Below are 20224 nucleotides of genomic sequence, written 5' to 3' on the forward strand. Positions count from 1 at the left end.
GCCTGCGGCGTGGGCAGGTCGCGGATTATAGCGAAGACTGTCGCCATGCACACCCGCTGTCTGGCCTGAGAGTCTTTCGTGTTACGCAGGTGTATGCCAAACTCAGCGCCTTTCGGGCCTGCTTAACAGGATTTATGCTCCCTTTGTCACCCAGTTTGCTACCCAGCCTCGCCGCCGCCATCTTGTATGCCGCTGCGACCCTCTATCAGGGCACTCGTCTGGCCCAAGGCGCCAAGGCCGACAAACGCCTGCTGGTAGGCCTTGGCGTCCTCGCCCTGCTGGCTCACGCCGCCAGCCTGTTCACGCACTTGATGACGCCGGTCGGCCTGGGCCTGGATTTCTTCAGCGCTGCCAGCCTGATTGCCGCCGCGGTGATCGCGCTGACCCTGATGGCCTGCTACCGGATCCCGGTGGAGAACCTGCTGGTGCTGTTGTTCCCGCTCGGGATGCTGACGGTGCTGCTGGCGCAATTCACACCGACCGGCACCGTGCAGGTCATTGATGAAGAGCCGGGCATCCTCGCCCACATCCTGCTGTCGATCCTCGCCTACGGCATGTTCACCATCGCGGTGTTCCAGGCCTTGCTGCTGCTGTTGCAAGACCACCAGCTCAAGCACAAGCACCCGTCGGGGCTGATCAAGAACTTCCCGCCACTGCAAACCATGGAAAGCCTGCTGTTCGGCTTCCTCTGGGCCGGCTGGACGCTGCTGTCGCTGTCGCTGATCTCCGGCTGGCTGTTCGTCGAGAACCTGTTTGCCCAGCACCTTGTGCATAAAACCCTGCTGGCGTGCCTGGCCTGGGTGGTGTTCAGCGTGCTGCTGTGGGGCCGCAACCGTCTCGGCTGGCGCGGGCACAAGGCGATCCGCTGGACCCTGGCCGGTTTCTGCCTGCTGATGCTGGCCTATTTCGGCAGCAAGCTGGTTCGCGAATACATCCTGCATATCTGACGGGCAGCCGACATGGACAACTTGCCCTTGGGGCCGATGCTTGCGGTAGTAGCCTTGCTGGTTTTATGGTCGGCGCTGTTTACCGCCATCGAAGCCGCCCAGCAACATTTGCTGGCCCTGCGCCCCGGCACCCGCCAGGGTGACAAAGCCGCCGCCCGCCTGAACTTTCCGCGCAACAGCCTGATCCTCTGCAACACCCTGTGCCGCGCCGTGGTGGTGATTCTCTGCACCCTGCTGGCGATCTACGCCTGGGCGCAAAACGGCCCGTGGCTCGGCTGGGTGATCTCCAGCGCAGTGCTGCTGGTGCTGGCCGACTATCTGCCGCGTGCCCTGGCCACTCGCCACCCGCAAACCATCCTTGGCTTCGGCAATACCTTGCTGAGCGTGCCGCTGAAAATCCTTTATCCGCTGGCCTGGCTGCTCAACGGTGTCAGCCTGTTGCTACTGCGCCCGTTCACCCGCAAGCCCGGGCTGGTCAAGAAGAGCGACGAGCCGCAGCCGGACCAGGACGACGAGCCGGAAGCCGAAATCCCCAACACCCGCGCGCCGGGCATGCCGGGCATCCACGCCCTGGACAACATCACCGTCAACGACATCCTGGTGCCCCGCAGCGAAGTGGACGGCATCAACCTGGATGACCCGGTAGAGGAAATCATCGAGCAACTGCGGGTTTCCACCCGAACCCGGCTGCCGGTGTTCCACAGCGACATCAACCAGGTCGAGGCGGTGCTCAACACGCGGCAGATCCGCCACCTGCTGCCGGACGCCAGCCTGACCAAGGAAGCGCTGCTGGAGGCCTGCCACGAGCCCTACTTCGTTCCGGAAAGCACGCCGCTGCAACTGCAACTGCTGAATTTTCACAAGCAACAGCGCCGCCTGGGCATGGTGGTGGATGAGTACGGCGAAGTGCTGGGCATTGTGACCCTGGAAGACATTCTTGAAGAAATCGTCGGTGAGTTCGAAAACGAGCACCACCTCGACAACCCGCACATCCAGCCCCAACTGGATGGCCGCTACGTGATCGACGGCGCCGCCTCGATCCGCGACTTGAACAAAACCCTCGGCTGGCACCTGCCCAGCGACGGCCCCAAGACCCTCAACGGCCTGGTGACCGAAGCACTGGAGACCATTCCGGATTGCGCCGTGTGCCTGAAAATCGGCCGCTATCGCCTGGAAATCCTCGAGACCGAGGACAACCGCGTCGCCAAGGTGCTGATCTGGCACACCAGCACGGTGCCGGTCGCCGCTTAAGCCCCTTGTTGGATCCGCAAACCCCTTCCTATAATCGGGCGGCTTACCCAAGCCCCGCCCGACCGCGTGCTACCCGCACTGAGCGCGTCCAGGCAGCGTTTTACCGTGTCTGACCGGTGTTTGCTCCCATCCCGAGCCGCCCCGCGCACAACCCTGATCCATGGGTGTTCGACCAATAATAATCCGCGTCCAAACGCGCAATGACCGTCAGGGATACCTCAATGAGCACCACCTATAACGAGACGGCGACCGCCGCCCCGACCAACTCGACGGCCCGGGTCGCCACCGCGAGCATCATCGGCACCGCCATCGAGTTCTACGACTTCTATATCTACGCAACTGCCGCCGCGCTGGTGATCGGCCCGGTGTTCTTCCCGCAAACCTCCGGCACGGCGCAGATGCTCGCCTCGTTCCTGACCTTCGGTATCGCGTTTATCGCGCGGCCACTGGGCTCGGCGCTGTTCGGCCACTTTGGTGACCGGATTGGCCGCAAGTCGACACTGGTGGCTTCCCTGCTGCTGATGGGCGTGTGCACCACGCTGATCGGCTTGCTGCCCGGATATGACAGGATCGGCGCCTGGGCACCGATCCTGCTCTGCGTACTGCGCTTCGGCCAGGGCCTCGGGCTTGGCGGCGAATGGGGCGGCGCGGCGTTGCTGGCCACCGAGAACGCCCCGAAGGGCAAACGCGCCTGGTTCGGCATGTTCCCGCAGTTGGGCCCGTCGATTGGCTTTCTGGCGGCCAACGGGCTGTTCCTGATCCTGGCCATGAGCCTGAGCGACGAACAGTTCCGCAGCTGGGGCTGGCGCATTCCGTTCATTCTCAGCGCGGCGCTGGTAATGGTGGGGCTGTATGCGCGGCTCAAACTGCATGAAACGCCGGTGTTCGCGAACGCCGTGGCCAAGGAAGCGCCGGTGAAGGTGCCGCTGGTGGAACTGTTCAGCCAGCATTGGCTGCCGGTCCTGCTGGGTGCGGCCTCGATGGTGGTGTGTTATGCGCTGTTCTATATCACCACCGCGTTTTCCCTGAGCTACGGCGTGTCTACGCTGGGTTACAGCCGTGAAACCTTCCTCGGGCTGTTGTGCTTCGCGGTGCTGTTCATGGGCGCGGCGACGCCGCTGGCGGCGTGGGCCAGCGACCGTTACGGGCGTAAGCCGGTGCTGATTGTGGGGGCGATTCTGACCATCCTCTCCGGCTTCACCATGGAACCGTTGCTGACCCACGGTTCAACCTGGGCCGTGGCACTGTTCCTGGCGCTGGAGCTGTTCCTGATGGGCGTGACGTTTGCCCCGATGGGCGCGATGTTGCCGGAACTGTTCCCGACCCGCGTGCGTTATACCGGTGCTTCGGCGGCGTATAACCTGGGTGGGATCGTGGGTGCGTCGGCGGCACCGTTCTTCGCGACCAAGCTGGTGGCGATGGGCGGTTTGAGTTATGTCGGCGGGTATGTGTCGGCGGCAGCGGTGATCAGCTTGATTGCTGTGTTGTGCCTGAAAGAGACGCGCAATAACGATTTGAACAAGGTCGCCTGATGATGATCATTCCCACGCTCTGCGTGGGAATGCATCCGGTGACGCTCTGCGTCACGCCCTTAAGAGCGGACGCGGAGCGTCCAGCGCGGCATTCCCACGCGGAGCGTGGGAACGATCGGCGGGGGGTTACAGCTCTACAACAACAGCTTTCGAAGCACGAGTGGCTTTAGCCCGCGCTGCCTCAATCGACTCATCCCGCGCCAACGCCACGCCCATACGGCGCTGGCCATTCACTTCCGGCTTGCCGAACAGACGCAACGCCGTATCCGGCTCGCTCAAGGCTGCACCCAGGTTGGAAAACGCCGTCTGGGTCGACTTGCCTTCCACCAGGATCACTGCCGAAGCCGAAGGCCCGAACTGACGGATCAACGGGATCGGCAGGCCGAGAATTGCCCGCGCATGCAGGGCGAACTGCGACAAGTCCTGGGAAATCAGGGTCACCAGGCCAGTGTCATGGGGGCGCGGCGACACTTCGCTGAACCACACCTGATCGCCTTTGATAAACAGCTCGACGCCAAACAGACCACGACCACCCAACGCTTCGGTTACCGCCTTGGCAACGCGCTCGGATTCCGCCAGTGCAATCGGGCTCATGGCCTGTGGCTGCCAGGATTCCTGATAGTCACCCTTCTCCTGACGGTGACCGACAGGCGCACAGAAGGTAGTGCCGCCAATGTGGCGCACGGTCAGCAGGGTGATTTCGTAGTCGAAGTCGATAAAGCCTTCGATGATCACGCGGCCCTTGCCGGCACGCCCGCCTTCCTGGGCGTAATCCCAGGCTTTCTGCACGTCATCGGCGCTGCGCAGCAGGCTCTGGCCCTTGCCCGACGAACTCATCACCGGCTTGACCACACACGGGAAGCCCAGGTCGGTGACGGCCTTGCTGTAGTCCTCGAAGGTGTCGGCGAAGTGGTACGGCGAGGTCGGCAGGTCCAGCTCTTCGGCGGCCAGGCGACGGATGCCTTCGCGGTTCATGGTCAGCAACGTCGCGCGGGCGGTCGGGATCACGGTGAAGCCTTCGGCTTCCAGCTCAACGAGGGTGGCGGTGGCAATCGCTTCGATTTCCGGCACGATGAAGTGCGGCTTTTCGGCTTCGATCACGGCACGCAGCGCGGCACCGTCGAGCATGTTGATCACGTGGCTGCGGTGGGCAACCTGCATGGCCGGCGCGTTGGCGTAGCGATCCACGGCAATCACTTCAACGCCCAGGCGTTGCAGTTCGATTACCACTTCCTTGCCCAGCTCACCGCAGCCACACAGCATTACGCGGGTCGCGGTTGGCGACAATGGAGTTCCGATTCGGGTCATCTCAGGTCCTCAGGGGAGCGGATCGTGGGGAGAAAGGCCGGCATTTTACATGAACTGTAAAGATTGGCTTCAGTTGGCGACGCGCTGCCGGCGCAAACGCCAGGCCATGGCCAGCCACACCACGGTAACGCCGGCGAATTTCGACACCAGGGCAGTGCCGGCGACCGCGGGCGTCAAGGCGCCGATCAGGCCGAAAAAGATGAAGGTATCGAGGGGGATACTCAGCGCCGAACTTATCCACAGGCGGTCGTGGAGTGGGCGCTTGGTGATGCTGAACACCAGCCAGTCAATGCATTCGGACACCGCGAACGCCGTGGCGCTGGCCAGGGCGATGGACGGATCGGAGGTGATATAGGACAGCACCAGCGCCGCCAGCATGGCGATGATCGCGCCATGGCCGAAACGGGTTTGCACCATGTCCCGCAGGACAAATACCAGGCCGCCCCAGGCAGACCAGATCACATCCAGGTGCGGAGCGGTAGAAAAGGCGAAGTTGATCAGCACGACGCTGCTGATGTAGGCAATCAGGAAGAACATGGGGCGAGGGACCTGTGAACAAGGGGCACAGGGTACTTCACATTTGGAAATATGTCGTCTGGGCAGGCCCTTTCGCGAGCAAGCCCGCTCCCACATTTTGAACGCATTCCTCCAAGATAAACGCAATCAAATGTGGGAGCGGGCTTGCTCGCGAAAGCGGTCTATCAGGCGCCGGACTTCCCCGGAATCATCCACACCAGCCCACTCGCCTTCGCCCGCTCATGGCACAACCCCAGCACTACCCGGCGCTCGGCGTTGTCCATGCGACTCCAGCGGGTGATTTCATCCACCGTGCGCTGGCATCCCGTGCAGATATCATCGTCATCCAGCGCACAAATGCTCACGCACGGCGAGGCGACGGGTCGTTCTACCGGGTTCATTCTTCCTGCTCAACCAGATCACGGGCATACCGCTGGGCGTTATGCACATAGTGCGCAGCGCTGGCCTCGAGCATTTTCTTCTGCACGTCGGTCAGTTCCCGCACCACCTTGCCCGGCGAGCCCATCACCAACGAACCATCGGGAATTTCCTTGCCCTCGCCGATCAGCGAATTGGCGCCGATGATGCAGTGCTTGCCGATCTTCGCCCCGTTAAGAATCACCGCATTGATGCCAATCAGGCTGTAATCGTCGACGGTGCAGCCATGCAACATGGCGTTATGGCCGATGGTCACGCCAGTGCCAAGGGTCAGCGGGTAACCCATGTCGGTGTGCATCACGCTGCCGTCCTGCACGTTGCTGTTCTTGCCGATCAGGATCAGCTCGTTGTCGCCGCGCAACACCGCGTTGAACCAGACGTTGGCGCCCTCCTCCAGCTTGACCTTGCCCACCAGCGTGGCATTGGGGGCCACCCAGCTGTTGGGATGGGTTTCGACTCGGGCGTCGCCCAGGCGGTATTTCATAGGTGGATCCTCACGGCAGGAACGATGGCCATCTGGCTCTTAGGTATTGATGAAGCTTTTCGGCGGTCGATGCAGGCTAATGTCGGCATCGTCATAGAGCAGATTGATCAGCTCGACGATCATGATCGCCGTCAGGCCCCAGATCTTGTATTCGCCAAACCGATAACTGGGCACATACCAACTGCGGCCCTGGTAATCGATACGGTGGGTGTGTTCGCGCGGGTCCTGGCGAAAAAACTCCAGGGGCACGCTGAAAACAGCGGCGATCTCGGCGTCATTGGCCAGGTATTCGACGTAATCGGGGATAACGCCTACATAAGGCGTGACACGGATACCGTGCAGGGAAATCAGCGGGCTCAACGGGCCGATGACTTCCACCAGGCCCGGCGGCAGGCCGATTTCTTCTTCGGCTTCGCGCAGCGCGGTGAATATCAGGTCGGGATCTTCAGGGTCGCGGCGCCCGCCAGGGAACGCCACTTCGCCGCCATGGGTGGATAACCCGCTGGCGCGCAAGGTCAGGATCAGCTCGGGTTCGTCACTGCGGGTGATCGGCACCAGTACCGCCGCTTCCGGGAAACGACCGTCGGTCTCCAGCGTGTGGGGCGTATGATTGCTTACCCGGCGAAGTAGCTCGTCCAGCATGAGTCATCTCGGTCTGTTGGCTACCTTGCATCATGCACCAAACCTTGCGCACGCCCAACCCCAAAACCCTGGCCATGTCGCTAAACGACAACTTGCAGCCCATACCCGGTCACGCCAAGATAGGCGCACTCTCCAGGAACCCCAGCATGAACTTCTGCAGCCAGTGCGGTAAACCGGTCACCCAGCGCATTCCCGAAGGCGACGCACGCCTGCGTTATGTCTGCGATCACTGTCAGACCATTCACTACCAGAACCCCAATATCGTCGCGGGCACCGTACCGGTGTGGGGCGACCAGGTGCTGCTGTGCCGGCGCGCCATCGAGCCGCGCCTGGGTTTCTGGACCTTGCCCGCCGGCTTCATGGAGAACGGCGAGACCGTCGAGCAGGCCGCGATGCGCGAAACCCTGGAAGAAGCCTGCGCCCGGGTGCGCAACCTGAGCATCTACACCCTGATCGACGTGCCGCACATCAGCCAGGTGCACATCTTCTACCGGGCCGAACTGATCGACCTGGATTTTGCCGCCGGCCCCGAAAGCCTTGAAGTGCGCTTATTCGATGAAGCCGACATCCCTTGGTCCGAGCTGGCTTTCCGCACGGTCGGGCGTACCTTAGAATGCTTTTTTGCTGACCGCCGGCAACAGTCGTATCCGGTGCGCAGCGAATCGGTGCCGCCGCTGACCCAGTTGGCCAAATAACAATCCAGGCGGCACGTAGTCTTTTCAGGGGATACCGTTTCAATGCGTTGGTTGCTTGCTCTGATCTGCCTGTCGTTTGCCACGCTGTCGCCAGCCTCCACCCAAGTGATCCTGGGGGGCAAACCCGTCGAGAAAATCCTGGTGCTCAAGTCTGCCCATCAGTTGCAACTGATCAATGACGGCAAGCCCCTCAGGACCTACCGCATTTCCCTGGGCAAGAACCCCAAGGGCACCAAGCTGATGGAAGGCGACCGCCGCACCCCGGAAGGTTTCTACTGGATCGACTGGCGCAAGACCAGCGACCGCTTCAACCTGGCCATGCACATCTCCTACCCCAATATCAGCGATTCCGCGCGCGCCCGCCGCGAAGGGGTCAAGCCCGGCAGCATGATCATGATCCACGGCACCCCCGACGCCGAGGACTACCCCGAAGAGCTGTTCCACACCCTGGACTGGACCGACGGCTGCATCGGCATGCGCAATGTCGACATGCGCGAAGTCTGGAACCTGGTGAAAGACGGCACGATGATCGAGATTCGTCCGTAATTTCCTGCCCCTCGTAAAATAATTCAAAAAAAATTCCCGCCCCATGGGTGGCCTGCCGGTGAATACCAGTTCACCTCGGCAAGCTGCGCGCTTCTGCCTGAAATAAAGACCTCTCTAATACCACTTGAACTGGCGCACTATTAAGGCGCCCGCAAACGCTCGCCTGCACTGTTTTCGCTGCATTGACATGGTATTTAAGTGGTATTAGCTTGCGATCATTACCGGGCGACAACACTCCAATAACCGCATCGGAAACCGACACGATGAACCCCATCCTGGCCCTGCGCCCCGACGATAAACAATCGACGCCGCTGTACCTGCAACTGGCCCGCAACCTCGAAGCCGCGATTCATGCCGGCCAGTGGAAATCCGAGCAGGCATTGCCGTCGGAACGTGCCCTCAGCGAGCAACTGAGCATTTCCCGGGTGACCGCCCGCAAAGCGCTGGAAGTGCTGTTCGAACAAGGCCTGATCCGTCGCAGCCAAGGCTCCGGAACCTTCATCACGCCACGCCTGGAACAACCGCTGTCGCGCCTCTCGGGCTTCAGCGAAATGCTCCGGCTCAAGGGGTTTGTACCGACGTCCCAGTGGCTGGAGCGCGACATCACCCCGCCGACCCATGAAGAGCTGATCCGCCTGGGCCTGTCGCCGAGCGACAAGGTCGCGCGGCTCAAGCGTTTGCGTAAGGCCGACGACACGGTGATGGCGATTGAAATGACCGCCATGCCCGCCTCCGTCCTGCCCCACCCGCAGGCCATCGGCAACTCGCTCTACGAATACCTGGAAAGCATCGGCAAACCCATCGTGCGCGCCCTGCAACACATCCAGGCGATCAACGCCTCGGACGAGTTCGCAGCCCTGGTGGGCATCGCCCCCGGCACCGCCATGCTGCTGATGACCCGGGTGGGCTACACCGCCGACAACACCCCGATTGAAATCACCGACACCTACTGCCGCAACGACTACTACGACTTCGTCGCAGAACTGCGCCGCCACGACTATTCCGCTGAACTGCGAATTTAGAGAACTGCCCATGTCCGAAGACAATATCCTCACGCCACACGGCTGGATTCGCGGCCGCCTGGTGCACCAGCACGGCAAGGTCACTGCTGTAGAAGGCAGCCCGTGCAACCCGGCTGACAACGACCTGCCGTACCTGCTGCCAGGCTTTATCGACCTGCACGTGCACGGCGGTGGCGGCAAAGACATCATGGAAGGCACCGACGCCTTCCACACCATCACCCGCACCCACGTGCGGTTTGGCACCACCTCGCTGCTGGCCACCACCATGACCGCGCCAGTGGATGAGATTTCCCGCGTGCTCGGCGAAATCGGCACCTATTGCGAAAGCCGCCCGACCGGCACCGCTCGCGTCCTGGGCGTGCACCTGGAAGGCCCCTACATCAATCCGGGAAAACTCGGCGCACAACCGAACTTCGCCCACACCGCCTTGATGGCCGAAGTCGAAGAATACCTGCGCCTGGCGCCGATCCGGGTGATCACCATTGCTCCGGAAATCGCCGGCCATGACGGCCTGATCCGCGCCCTCAGCGAACGTGGCGTGCGCATGCAGATCGGCCACACCCTGGGCAGCTACGAAGAAGGCGTCGCCGCCCTCGCCGCCGGGGCCACCAGCTTTACCCACTTGTACAACGCCATGAGCCCGCTGCATCACCGCGAGCCCGGCATCGTCGGCGCGGCCCTGGCCCACGCCAAATACGCCGAGTTGATTCCCGACCTGCTGCACGTGCACCCCGGTGCCATGCGCGTGGCGCTGCGCTCGATCCCGTGCCTGTATTGCGTCACCGATTCCACCGCCGCCGCCGGCATGCCCGACGGCGAATACAAGCTGGGCAGCCACACCGTGACCAAGTGCCTGGGCGGCGTCCGCCTGGCCGATGGAACGCTGGCCGGCAGCACCCTGACCATGGACCAGGCGCTGCGCAACCTGGTGAAGATCGGCCTGCCGATCAGCGAAGCCTCACAACGCCTGTCGCAATTTCCTGCGGACTACCTGGGCCTCGAAGAACGCGGTCGCCTGCAACCCGGCAGCTTTGCCGACTGCGTGCGCCTGGACCGCTCCCTGCACCTCACCGACGTAATGGTCGAAGGAGAAACCATTGACTTCAAAAATGCTTGAAGAGGCCCTGGCCTCCTGTGAGGCCGTCGAGGCTCAACTGCAACGCCTGGACCCGCTGCTGGTGGAAGTCGCCGGCCGCCTGCGTCGCCAGCCACCGCAAGTGGCGATGACCATCGCCCGTGGCAGCTCGGACCACGCCGCCAGTTACTTCGCCTACCTGACCATGCAACACCTGGGGATTCCGGTGGCGTCGCTGCCGATGTCGGTGGTGACCATGCTGCAATCGCCGCTCAAGGTCAGCGGGCAAGTGGCGTTCGGTTTCTCCCAGTCGGGACAGAGCCCGGACCTGGTCAACAGCCTGCGCCTGTTGCGCAAGCGCGGTGCCTTGAGCATCTCGATGGTCAACGCCGAAGACTCGCCACTGGAAGCCGCCTGCGAATTCCATGTGCCGCTGTGCGCCGGGCCGGAACGCAGCGTCGCCGCCACCAAAAGCTTTATCGCGACCCTGAGCGCCAGCGCCCAGCTGATCGGCCACTGGAATCAGGAAGACGAGTTGCTGCAAGCCTGTAAGGCATTGCCCGAAGGCTTGCGTGAAGCCGCCAGGCAAGACTGGAGCGTGGCCATCGATGCCCTGCGCGGCTGCCAGCAACTGATGGTGATCGGCCGTGGCGCCGGTTTTGCCATTGCCCAGGAAGCCGCGCTCAAGCTCAAGGAAACCTCGGCGATCCAGGCCGAAGCCTTCAGCAGCGCCGAAGTACGCCATGGCCCGATGGCCCTGATCGATGACAACTACCCGCTGCTGGTCTTCGCCCCACGCGGCGCCGAACAAGCCGGCCTGCTGAGCCTGGCCGCAGATATGCGCCAGCGCGGTGCCCGCGTGCTGCTGGCCGCTCCCGATGACATCGCCGAGCGCGACCTGACTCTGAGCCGCGCCGAACACCCGGCCCTGGACCCGATCCTGGCGATCCAGAGTTTCTACGTGATGGCCGCCGGTTTGGCAGAGGCCCGGGGCATGGACCCGGACCAACCGCGTCACTTGAGCAAAGTGACCCGCACCCACTGAGTTGATTGCAGCGTTTTCCTGATGAGTACCGTGCCCATGTCCCACAATAATAAAGACCTCACCCTCAGCGCTCCCCTCAGTGGGCCGGTGCTGACCCTGGGCGACGTTCCCGACGAAGTGTTCGCCAGTGGCGCCATGGGCGACGGCATTGCCATCGACCCGCTCAACGATTGCCTGCACGCGCCGTGTGATGGCGTGATCATCCACGTCGCCCGCACCGGGCATGCGCTGACCATTCGCGCCGATAATGGCGCTGAATTGCTGATGCACGTGGGCATCGACACGGTGGAATTGAATGGCGAAGGCTTTGCGCTGCTGGTCAAGCAAGGTGCGCGGGTCAGCAAGGGCCAGGCACTGGTCCAGTTTGACCTGGACCTGATTGCGCGCCAGTGCAAAAGCCTGGTCAGCTTGATCATCCTGACCAATAGCGAGTTGTTTGAGCTACGGCCGATCACCTTGAAAACAGTGAAGGTCGGCGAGCCGCTGCTGCATGTGGTTGCACGGTTGGCCGGTGCAGCGAAAGTGATTGATGAGTCGGTCACCGAAGCCAGCGCGACTATTCGCATCACCCATCGTGGCGGCCTGCATGCGCGCCCCGCTGCCTTGATCCGCAAGACCGCACAGGCATTCAGCAGCCAGTCGCAGCTGCATTTCGCTGGCAAGTCGGCTTCGTGCGACAGCCTGATCGGCTTGATGGGCCTGGGGATTGGTGAGCAGGACGAGGTGCAGGTCACCTGTCGTGGCAAGGATTGTGAAGCGGCGCTGCAAACACTGATCGCTGCGCTGTCGGTGGAAGTTGGCGAAGCGCATCACGCTCCAGTGGCCGTCGCCCCACGCCGCGCGAATACCGAAGCCGGAGTACTGCAAGGCGTGTGTGCCGCGCCGGGGTTGGTCTGCGGCCCGTTGTTCCGCCTGAACGGAATCGAGCTGCCGGTGGACCCGGGCAACAACGCCCCGGATGAACAGCTGCAGCACCTGGACAGTGCCCTGGAACAGGTGCGTAGCGAAATCCGCCACACCCTGGACCAGGCCCGTCAGCGCAAGGATGTGGAGGAAGAAGAGATCTTCGCCGCCCACCTGGCCCTGCTGGAAGACCCTACGTTGCTGGAGGCCGCCACCGCCGCCATCGAACAGGGCAGCGCCGCCACTCACGCCTGGCGTGATGCGATCCAGGCCCAATGCGCGGTGCTGCTGGCACTGGGTAAACCGTTGTTCGCCGAACGCGCCAACGACCTGCGCGACTTGCAGCAACGCGTGCTGCGGGCGTTGCTCGGCGAGGCCTGGAATTTTGATTTGCCGGCCGGCGCTATCGTCTCGGCCCATGAGCTGACCCCATCGGATCTGCTGCAACTGAGCAATCAACACGCCGCCGGTATCTGCATGGCCGAAGGCGGCGCGACGTCTCATGTGGCGATTCTGGCGCGGGGTAAAGGCTTGCCGTGCGTGGTTGCACTGGGCACTGAATTGCTTGATGTGCCCCAAGGCCAGCGCGTGGTGCTGGATGCCGCCAACGGCCGCCTGGAGCTGACGCCGGATGATGCGCGCCACGCCCAGGTTCACCAGTTGCGCGATGCACAGAAACTGCGGCGCCAACAGCAGCACGCGCAGGCTCAAGGCACCGCCAGCACTCAGGATGGCGTGCGTATTGAAGTGGCCGCGAATGTCGCCTCCAGCGTCGAAGCCCAACTGGCCTTCGAGAATGGCGCCGATGGCGTCGGCCTGCTGCGCACAGAATTTCTCTTCGTCGACCGCCGCACCGCGCCCGACGAGCAAGAGCAGCGCCAGGCCTACCAAGCCGTACTGGATGCCATGGGCGACAAATCAGTGATCATCCGCACCATCGACGTCGGCGGCGACAAGCAACTCGACTACCTGCCGCTGCCGTTCGAGACCAACCCGGTGCTGGGCCTGCGGGGCATTCGCATGGCCCAGGTACGCCCGGAACTGCTGGACCAGCAACTGCGTGCCCTTCTCCAGGTCAGCCCGCTGGAACGTTGCCGCATCCTGCTGCCAATGGTCAGCGAAGTCGACGAACTGCTGCACATTCGCCAGCGCCTCGATGAACTGTGCGCCGAGTTGGAACTGACCCAACGCCCGGAACTGGGGGTGATGATCGAAGTGCCCGCGGCGGCGCTGATGGCCGAACAACTGGCCGAGCACGCGGACTTTCTGTCCATCGGCACCAATGACCTGTCCCAGTACACCCTCGCCATGGACCGCGACCACGCCGGCCTCGCCGCCCGGGTCGATGCCATGCACCCGGCGCTGTTGCGGCTGATCGCCCAGACGTGCATCGGCGCAGCCAAGCATGGGCGCTGGGTCGGTGTGTGCGGGGCGCTGGCGTCCGATCCGCTGGCCACGCCGGTGCTGATCGGTCTGGGCATCAGCGAGCTGTCCGTCAGCCCGCCGCAGATCGGAGAAATCAAGGACCGTGTCCGTCACCTGGACGCAGCCCAATGCCGGCAACTGAGCCAAAGCCTGCTTAACCTGAGCAGCGCCAAAGCCGTTCGCCAAGCCTGTCAACACCACTGGCCGCTGAGCTGAAAACAACAAGAATAGGGAGACACGCCGTGTACCAATATTTTATCGAAGGGCTGCAACGCCTGGGCCGTGCGCTGATGCTGCCGATCGCGATTCTGCCGATCGCCGGCCTCCTGCTGCGACTGGGCGACACTGACCTGCTGAACATCGCGGTGATGCACGACGCCGGGCAGGCGATCTTCGCCAACCTGGCGCTGATCTTCGCCATCGGCATTGCCGTGGGTTTTGCCCGCGACAACAACGGCACGGCGGGCCTGGCAGGCGCCATCGGTTACCTGGTGATGGTCTCCACCCTCAAGGTGATGGACGCCAGCATCAACATGGGCATGCTCGCGGGCATCGCCAGCGGCTTGATGGCCGGTGCGCTGTATAACCGCTTCAAGGACATCAAGCTGCCGGAGTACCTCGCATTCTTTGGTGGGCGACGGTTTGTGCCGATCGTCACCGGGTTCTCCGCGGTGGCGCTGGGGGTGATCTTTGGTTTGATCTGGCCACCCGTGCAGCAAGGCATCAACAGCTTCGGCGTGCTGCTGATGGAAAGCGGCAGTTTTGGTGCGTTCGTGTTTGGCGTGTTCAACCGCCTGCTGATCGTCACCGGCTTGCACCATATCCTCAACAACATGGCGTGGTTTGTGTTCGGCACCTTCACCGACCCGACGACCGGCGCGGTAGTGACCGGCGACCTGACTCGCTATTTTGCCGGCGACCCGAAAGGTGGGCAGTTCATGACCGGCATGTTCCCGGTAATGCTGTTCGGCCTGCCGGCGGCGTGCCTGGCGATGTACCGCAATGCACTGCCGGAGCGGCGCAAGATCATGGGCGGGATTTTCCTGTCGATGGCGCTGACCTCGTTCCTGACCGGGGTCACCGAGCCGATCGAATTCGCCTTCATGTTCCTCGCGCCGTTCCTGTACCTGGTGCATGCGCTGCTGACCGGGTTGTCGATGGCGATCACCAACATGCTCAACATTCACCTGGGCTTTACCTTCTCCGGTGGGTTTATCGACATGGTGCTGGGCTGGGGTAAATCCACCAACGGCTGGTTGGTATTCCCGGTTGGGCTGGCGTATGCGGTGATCTACTACAGCGTGTTCAATTACTGCATTCGTCGCTTCAATTTGAAGACGCCGGGGCGCGAGGATATTCAGGTCGCGCAGGCCGAGGCCATGACCGATAACCAACGGGCCGGGGCTTACATTCGGGCGCTGGGTGGTGCGGGGAATCTGCTGAGCGTGGGTGCTTGCACGACGCGTCTGCGGCTGGACATGGTGGATCGCAACAGGGCGGTGGATGCCGAGCTGAAAGCACTGGGTGCGATGGCGGTGGTTCGACCGGGTAATGGCGGGAGTTTGCAGGTGGTGGTCGGGCCGATGGCGGACAGCATTGCCGATGAGATTCGGTTGGCGATGCCTTCGTATGTTGGAGTCACTCCGGTCGCTGCTGCACCGGTTGAGAAGAGCACGCCGGTGAACGTGCATGAGGCCGAGAAATGGCTGAGTGCGCTGGGCGGTCGGGCCAATGTTTTGCAATTGGATGCGGTGGCGATGACGCGGCTGCGGGTGGAGTTGGGGGATGGTTCGGTGTTGTCGGAATCTCAACTGACGGCGCTGGGTTGCCAGGGTGTGAGCCAGCTTGAGAGTGGGATTTGGCACTTGCTGATTGGTGACAAGGCTTCGGGGTTGGGTGAGGCGTTGGAGCGGTTGGTCAGTGGCCGTGAGGTTGGGGTAAAAGCCTGAATCTTTGCTGAGCATCAGGGCCTCTTCGCGAGCAAGCCCGCTCCCACATTTTGATCGGTGCCCGTCATGGCAACGCGGTCAAATGTGGGAGCGGGCTTGCTCGCGAATGGCCGTGACAGGCAACAAAAAACCCGCTGACCAAACTGGCCCAGCGGGTTTCTTGTTTTGCAACCAGCGAATCAAAAATCCGCCAACTGCCACACCTCATACGCCGGTGTCTCGTACGGATGGCTCAGTTTCAACGCAGCCACTACAGCCACGATCAACTCATCCGCCACCACCAACTCAACCTTCCATTCTTCAACCACTTCAACCTGCCCCACCTGCCCGATAAACGGCTGGCTGCCGTCCATCGCGCGGAATTGGCCCTGGCCCAGGACCTGCCAGGCGCAGCTGTCGTAGTTGCCGATGCGCCCGCCGCCGGCTGCGAAGACGGCGGTTTTCACCGTCTCCACGTGGCTGTCGGGCACAAAGAAGCTGAGCTTGTACACCGCCTTAGTTCACCCAGACGCGAGCGTTACGGAACATGCGCATCCACGCGCCGTCTTCGTTCCACTCTTCCGGGCGCCACGAGTTCTGCACGGCGCGGAACACACGCTCCGGGTGCGGCATCATGATGGTGACGCGACCGTCGCGGCTGGTCAGCCCGGTGATCCCGCGCGGCGAGCCGTTCGGGTTGGCCGGGTAGCCTTCGGTGACCTTGCCGTGGTTGTCGACGAAACGCAGGGCCACAGTACCGGACAGGTCGGCTTCCAGCAGTGCTTCTTCGCTGGCGAATTCCGCATGGCCTTCACCGTGGGCGATGGCGATTGGCATGCGCGAACCGGCCATGCCCTGCAGGAAGATCGAGTTGGATTCCTGTACCTGGACCATCGCAACCCGCGCTTCGAACTGCTCGGATCGGTTACGCACAAAGTGCGGCCAGAACTCGCTGCCCGGGATCAGTTCGCTGAGGTTGGACATCATCTGGCAACCGTTGCACACACCCAGGGTGAAGCTGTCATTACGCTCGAAGAAGCCCTGGAACGCGTCACGGGCACGGCTGTTGAACAGGGCCGACTTGGCCCAGCCTTCACCGGCACCCAGTACGTCGCCGTAGGAGAAACCACCGCAGGCAACCAGGCCTTTGAACTCGTTGAGGTCGACGCGACCGGCGAGGATGTCGCTCATGTGCACGTCGATCGCATTGAAGCCGGCACGGTCGAACGCTGCCGCCATTTCCACCTGGCCGTTGACGCCCTGCTCACGCAGTACGGCAACTTGTGGGCGGATGCCTTTCTTGATGTAAGGCGCGGCGATGTCCTGGTTGACGTCGAAGCTGAGCTTGGTGCTCAGGCCCGGGTTGTCTTCTTCCAGGATCACGTCGAATTCCTGCTCGGCGCAGTCGGCGTTGTCGCGCAGGCGCTGGATCTGGTAGCTGGTCTCGGCCCACTGGCGTTGCAGCAGGCGGCGCTGGCCTTCAAACACGGTTTCGCCGTTGAAGACGATGTTGATTTCACCGTTGTTGATCGGCTGGCCAATCACGGCCACGCAGTCGCCCAGGCCAGCGGCGCTGAACTGTGCGAGTACGTCCGGGGTTGCGTCCTGGCGAACCTGGATAACGGCGCCCAGCTCTTCGTTGAACAGGATTGCTGCGATGTCGGCGGAAGTTTCTGCCAGGCCATCGAGGTTCAGGCTCAGGCCGCAGTGACCGGCGAAGGCCATTTCCACGGCGCTGGTCAGCAAACCACCGTCGGAACGGTCGTGGTAAGCCAGCAGGTGGCCGTCGGCGTTCAGGCCCTGGATCACGGCGAAGAAAGCTTTCAGGTCTTCGGCGTCGTCGACGTCCGGGGCCTGCTTGCCGAGCTTGCCGTGCACCTGGGCAAGGATCGAGGCACCCATGCGGTTCTGGCCGCGACCGAGGTCGATCAGGATCAGGTCGGTGGTGCCCTTGTCCATGCGCAGTTGCGGGGTCAGGGTCTGGCGAATGTCGGTGACTGGCGCAAAGCCGGTAACGATCAGCGACAGCGGCGAGGTGACGCTCTTGTCCACGCCTTCATCGTTCCAGCGGGTGGCCATGGACATGGAGTCCTTGCCCACCGGAATGGTGATGCCCAGCTCAGGGCACAGCTCCATGCCGACCGCTTTCACGGTGTCGTACAGGCGCGCATCTTCACCCGGGTGACCGGCAGCGGACATCCAGTTGGCCGACAGCTTGATGTCGGAGATCTTGGCAATACGCGAAGCCGCGATGTTGGTCAGGGTTTCGCCGATGGCCATGCGGCCCGACGCCGGGGCGTCCAGCAGCGCCAGCGGAGTACGCTCGCCCATGGCCATGGCTTCACCGGTGTACACGTCGAAGCTGGTGGCGGTGACGGCAACGTCAGCCACCGGGACCTGCCACGGGCCGACCATTTGATCACGGGCAACCAGACCAGTGATGGTGCGGTCGCCGATGGTGATCAGGAAGCTTTTGCTGGCAACGGCCGGGTGGTGCAGGACGCGCTCCACGCAGTCGGCGATGGCCAGGGTCGATGGATCGAAATCGTCGCCCAGTTCGTTTTCACGCACGGCCGAACGGTGCATGCGCGGGGCTTTGCCCAGCAGCACTTCCAGCGGCATGTCCACCGGGCTGTTGCCGAAGTGGCTGTCGGTGACCGTCAGTTGCGGCTCGGCAGTGGCTTCGCCGACTACCGCAAACGGGCAGCGCTCGCGCTCGCAAATCGCCTGGAAGCGTTCGAAGTCTGCAGGACCTACCGCCAACACGTAACGTTCCTGGGATTCGTTGCTCCAGATTTCGTGCGGGGCCATGCCCGGCTCGTCGTTTGGAATGTTGCGCAGTTCGAAACGGCCGCCACGGTCGCCATCGTTGACCAGTTCCGGGAAGGCGTTGGACAAACCACCCGCGCCGACGTCGTGGATGAAGCTGATGGGGTTCTTGTCACCCAGTTGCCAGCAACGGTCGATGACTTCCTGGCAACGGCGTTCCATCTCAGGGTTTTCGCGCTGTACGGAAGCGAAGTCCAGGTCGGCCGAGCTGGTGCCGGTGGCCATGGAGGAAGCGGCGCCGCCGCCCAGGCCGATCAGCATCGCCGGGCCACCGAGGACGATCAGCTTGGAGCCGACCAGAATCTCGCCTTTCTGTACGTGTTCGGCGCGGATGTTGCCCATGCCGCCGGCCAACATGATTGGCTTGTGGTAACCGCGCACTTCATCGCCACGGGGGGTGGTGATGGATTGCTCGAAAGTACGGAAGTAACCGGTCAGGGCCGGACGCCCGAATTCGTTGTTGAACGCGGCGCCGCCCAGCGGGCCTTCGATCATGATGTCCAGCGCGGTGACGATGCGCTCAGGCTTGCCGTACGGCACTTCCCACGGCTGTTCGAAGCCCGGGATCTGCAGGTTGGACACGGTGAAGCCGGTGAGGCCAGCCTTTGGCTTGGCGCCACGACCGGTTGCACCTTCGTCGCGAATCTCGCCGCCGGAACCGGTGGCTGCGCCCGGGAACGGGGCAATCGCGGTCGGGTGGTTGTGAGTCTCGACTTTCATCAGGATATGCACCGGCTCCTGCACCGCGCCGTACTGGCGGGTTTCAGGGTCCGGGAAGAAACGGCCGGCGACGGAGCCGACGATGACCGAAGCGTTGTCCTTATAAGCCGACAGAACGCCTTCGCTGTGCATCACGTAGGTGTTCTTGATCATGCCGAACAGGCTTTTTTCCTGGCTCTGGCCGTCGATGTCCCAACTGGCGTTGAAGATCTTGTGGCGGCAGTGCTCGGAGTTCGCCTGGGCGAACATCATCAGTTCGATGTCGTGCGGGTTGCGCTTCAGGCCGATGAAGGCGTTGACCAGGTAGTCAATTTCGTCTTCGGCCAGGGCCAGGCCCAGCTCGGTGTTGGCGGTTTCCAGGGCGGCACGGCCACCACCGAGCACGTCAATCGCGGTCAGCGGCTTGGGTTCGGCGTGGCTGAACAGACCGGCGGCCTGTTCCAGCTGGCTGACGATGATCTGGGTCATGCGATCGTGCAGGCTGCTGGCGATCAGCTCGGCCTCGGCCTCGCTGAACTGGCCTGCTACATAGAAGGCAATCCCGCGTTCCAGGCGCTGGATTTTGTCCAGGCCGCAGTTGCGGGCGATGTCGCTGGCCTTGCTCGACCAGGGCGAGATGGTGCCGAACCGTGGCAGGACCAGGAACAAGCGGCCGTTAGGCTCTTGGACAGGAACGCTGGGACCGTACTTCAGAAGGCGCGCCAGCACTTGCTGTTCGTCGGCGGTCAAAACGCCAGTAACGTCGGCGAAGTGAGCAAATTCAGCATACAAGCCACTGACAGAAGGTACCTTCTGGCTCAGTTGCTCAAGGAGTTTGCTGTGGCGAAAGGCAGAAAGGGCAGGAGCGCCGCGCAGGATCAACATCTTCGGGACAGCCTCGGGAAGGGGGTGTGCTTTGAGGCCGTGCATTCTAGCGTA

At 62.7% G+C, this 20224-nt stretch carries 17 protein-coding genes; 10 read left to right on the forward strand and 7 right to left on the reverse strand.

Annotation, left to right across the window (positions count from 1 at the left end):
- Positions 1-134: 134 nt before the first annotated feature.
- The 3 genes from HX807_RS26295 to HX807_RS26305 all read left to right on the forward strand — a co-directional run bounded on the left by HX807_RS26295 (position 135) and on the right by HX807_RS26305 (position 3730).
- Positions 135-947, forward strand: coding sequence for an inner membrane protein YpjD (locus tag HX807_RS26295; protein WP_010176828.1), 813 nt, complete (start codon positions 135-137; stop codon positions 945-947).
- A 12-nt stretch (positions 948-959) separates the two neighbouring features.
- On the forward strand, positions 960-2198 hold the full coding sequence (locus tag HX807_RS26300; protein ID WP_177051565.1) for a transporter associated domain-containing protein: 1239 nt from the start codon (positions 960-962) through the stop codon (positions 2196-2198).
- A 221-nt stretch (positions 2199-2419) separates the two neighbouring features.
- On the forward strand, positions 2420-3730 hold the full coding sequence (locus HX807_RS26305; protein ID WP_177051567.1) for an MFS transporter: 1311 nt from the start codon (positions 2420-2422) through the stop codon (positions 3728-3730).
- Positions 3731-3856: 126 nt separating this feature from the next.
- Here the strand turns inward: HX807_RS26305 and purT are convergent, their stop codons facing one another.
- The 5 genes from purT to HX807_RS26330 all read right to left on the reverse strand — a co-directional run bounded on the left by purT (position 3857) and on the right by HX807_RS26330 (position 7118).
- Positions 3857-5038 (reverse strand): formate-dependent phosphoribosylglycinamide formyltransferase, encoded by a 1182-nt coding sequence (gene purT, locus HX807_RS26310; protein ID WP_023659130.1) that lies wholly within the window; start codon positions 5036-5038, stop codon positions 3857-3859.
- Between the two features lie 69 nt (positions 5039-5107).
- Positions 5108-5575, reverse strand: coding sequence for a hypothetical protein (locus HX807_RS26315; protein ID WP_003209599.1), 468 nt, complete (start codon positions 5573-5575; stop codon positions 5108-5110).
- Between the two features lie 164 nt (positions 5576-5739).
- On the reverse strand, positions 5740-5955 hold the full coding sequence (locus tag HX807_RS26320) for a DUF1289 domain-containing protein (RefSeq protein ID WP_087695119.1): 216 nt from the start codon (positions 5953-5955) through the stop codon (positions 5740-5742).
- Positions 5952-6476: a gamma carbonic anhydrase family protein gene (locus HX807_RS26325; RefSeq protein ID WP_008438249.1), complete on the reverse strand. Its 525-nt coding sequence runs from the start codon at positions 6474-6476 to the stop codon at positions 5952-5954. The genes HX807_RS26320 and HX807_RS26325 overlap by 4 nt, the downstream gene beginning before the upstream one ends.
- A gap of 39 nt (positions 6477-6515) precedes the next feature.
- Positions 6516-7118, reverse strand: coding sequence for a CoA pyrophosphatase (locus tag HX807_RS26330; RefSeq protein ID WP_003209605.1), 603 nt, complete (start codon positions 7116-7118; stop codon positions 6516-6518).
- 146 nt (positions 7119-7264) lie between these two features.
- Here HX807_RS26330 and HX807_RS26335 point away from each other — a divergent pair, with 146 nt between their 5' ends.
- The 7 genes from HX807_RS26335 to nagE all read left to right on the forward strand — a co-directional run bounded on the left by HX807_RS26335 (position 7265) and on the right by nagE (position 15778).
- Positions 7265-7813, forward strand: coding sequence for an NUDIX hydrolase (locus HX807_RS26335; RefSeq protein ID WP_003209606.1), 549 nt, complete (start codon positions 7265-7267; stop codon positions 7811-7813).
- A gap of 42 nt (positions 7814-7855) precedes the next feature.
- Positions 7856-8359 (forward strand): murein L,D-transpeptidase family protein, encoded by a 504-nt coding sequence (locus tag HX807_RS26340; protein ID WP_003209608.1) that lies wholly within the window; start codon positions 7856-7858, stop codon positions 8357-8359.
- 263 nt (positions 8360-8622) lie between these two features.
- On the forward strand, positions 8623-9381 hold the full coding sequence (locus HX807_RS26345) for a GntR family transcriptional regulator (RefSeq protein ID WP_003209609.1): 759 nt from the start codon (positions 8623-8625) through the stop codon (positions 9379-9381).
- Positions 9382-9391: 10 nt separating this feature from the next.
- A complete protein-coding gene (nagA, locus tag HX807_RS26350; protein WP_087695120.1) occupies positions 9392-10498 on the forward strand; it encodes an N-acetylglucosamine-6-phosphate deacetylase in 1107 nt (368 codons plus the stop codon).
- Positions 10479-11501, forward strand: a complete 1023-nt coding sequence (locus tag HX807_RS26355; RefSeq protein WP_177051569.1) for an SIS domain-containing protein — start codon at positions 10479-10481, stop codon at positions 11499-11501. Before nagA ends, HX807_RS26355 begins: the two co-directional genes overlap by 20 nt.
- Positions 11502-11537: 36 nt before the next feature.
- Complete coding sequence (gene ptsP, locus HX807_RS26360) at positions 11538-14045, forward strand: phosphoenolpyruvate--protein phosphotransferase (protein ID WP_177051571.1); 2508 nt, start codon at positions 11538-11540, stop codon at positions 14043-14045.
- Between the two features lie 74 nt (positions 14046-14119).
- A complete protein-coding gene (nagE, locus tag HX807_RS26365; RefSeq protein WP_218174117.1) occupies positions 14120-15778 on the forward strand; it encodes an N-acetylglucosamine-specific PTS transporter subunit IIBC in 1659 nt (552 codons plus the stop codon).
- 179 nt (positions 15779-15957) lie between these two features.
- On the opposite strand, the gene HX807_RS26370 is transcribed toward nagE, so the two are convergent.
- Both HX807_RS26370 and purL read right to left on the reverse strand, forming a co-directional pair.
- Complete coding sequence (locus HX807_RS26370) at positions 15958-16269, reverse strand: NGG1p interacting factor NIF3 (protein WP_087695123.1); 312 nt, start codon at positions 16267-16269, stop codon at positions 15958-15960.
- A gap of 4 nt (positions 16270-16273) precedes the next feature.
- Positions 16274-20170, reverse strand: coding sequence for a phosphoribosylformylglycinamidine synthase (purL, locus tag HX807_RS26375; protein WP_008438262.1), 3897 nt, complete (start codon positions 20168-20170; stop codon positions 16274-16276).
- Between the last annotated feature and the right edge of the window lie 54 nt (positions 20171-20224).

The organism is Pseudomonas sp. D8002 (genome assembly GCF_013385695.1).
In the GTDB taxonomy this organism is placed as follows: Bacteria; Pseudomonadota; Gammaproteobacteria; order Pseudomonadales; family Pseudomonadaceae; genus Aquipseudomonas.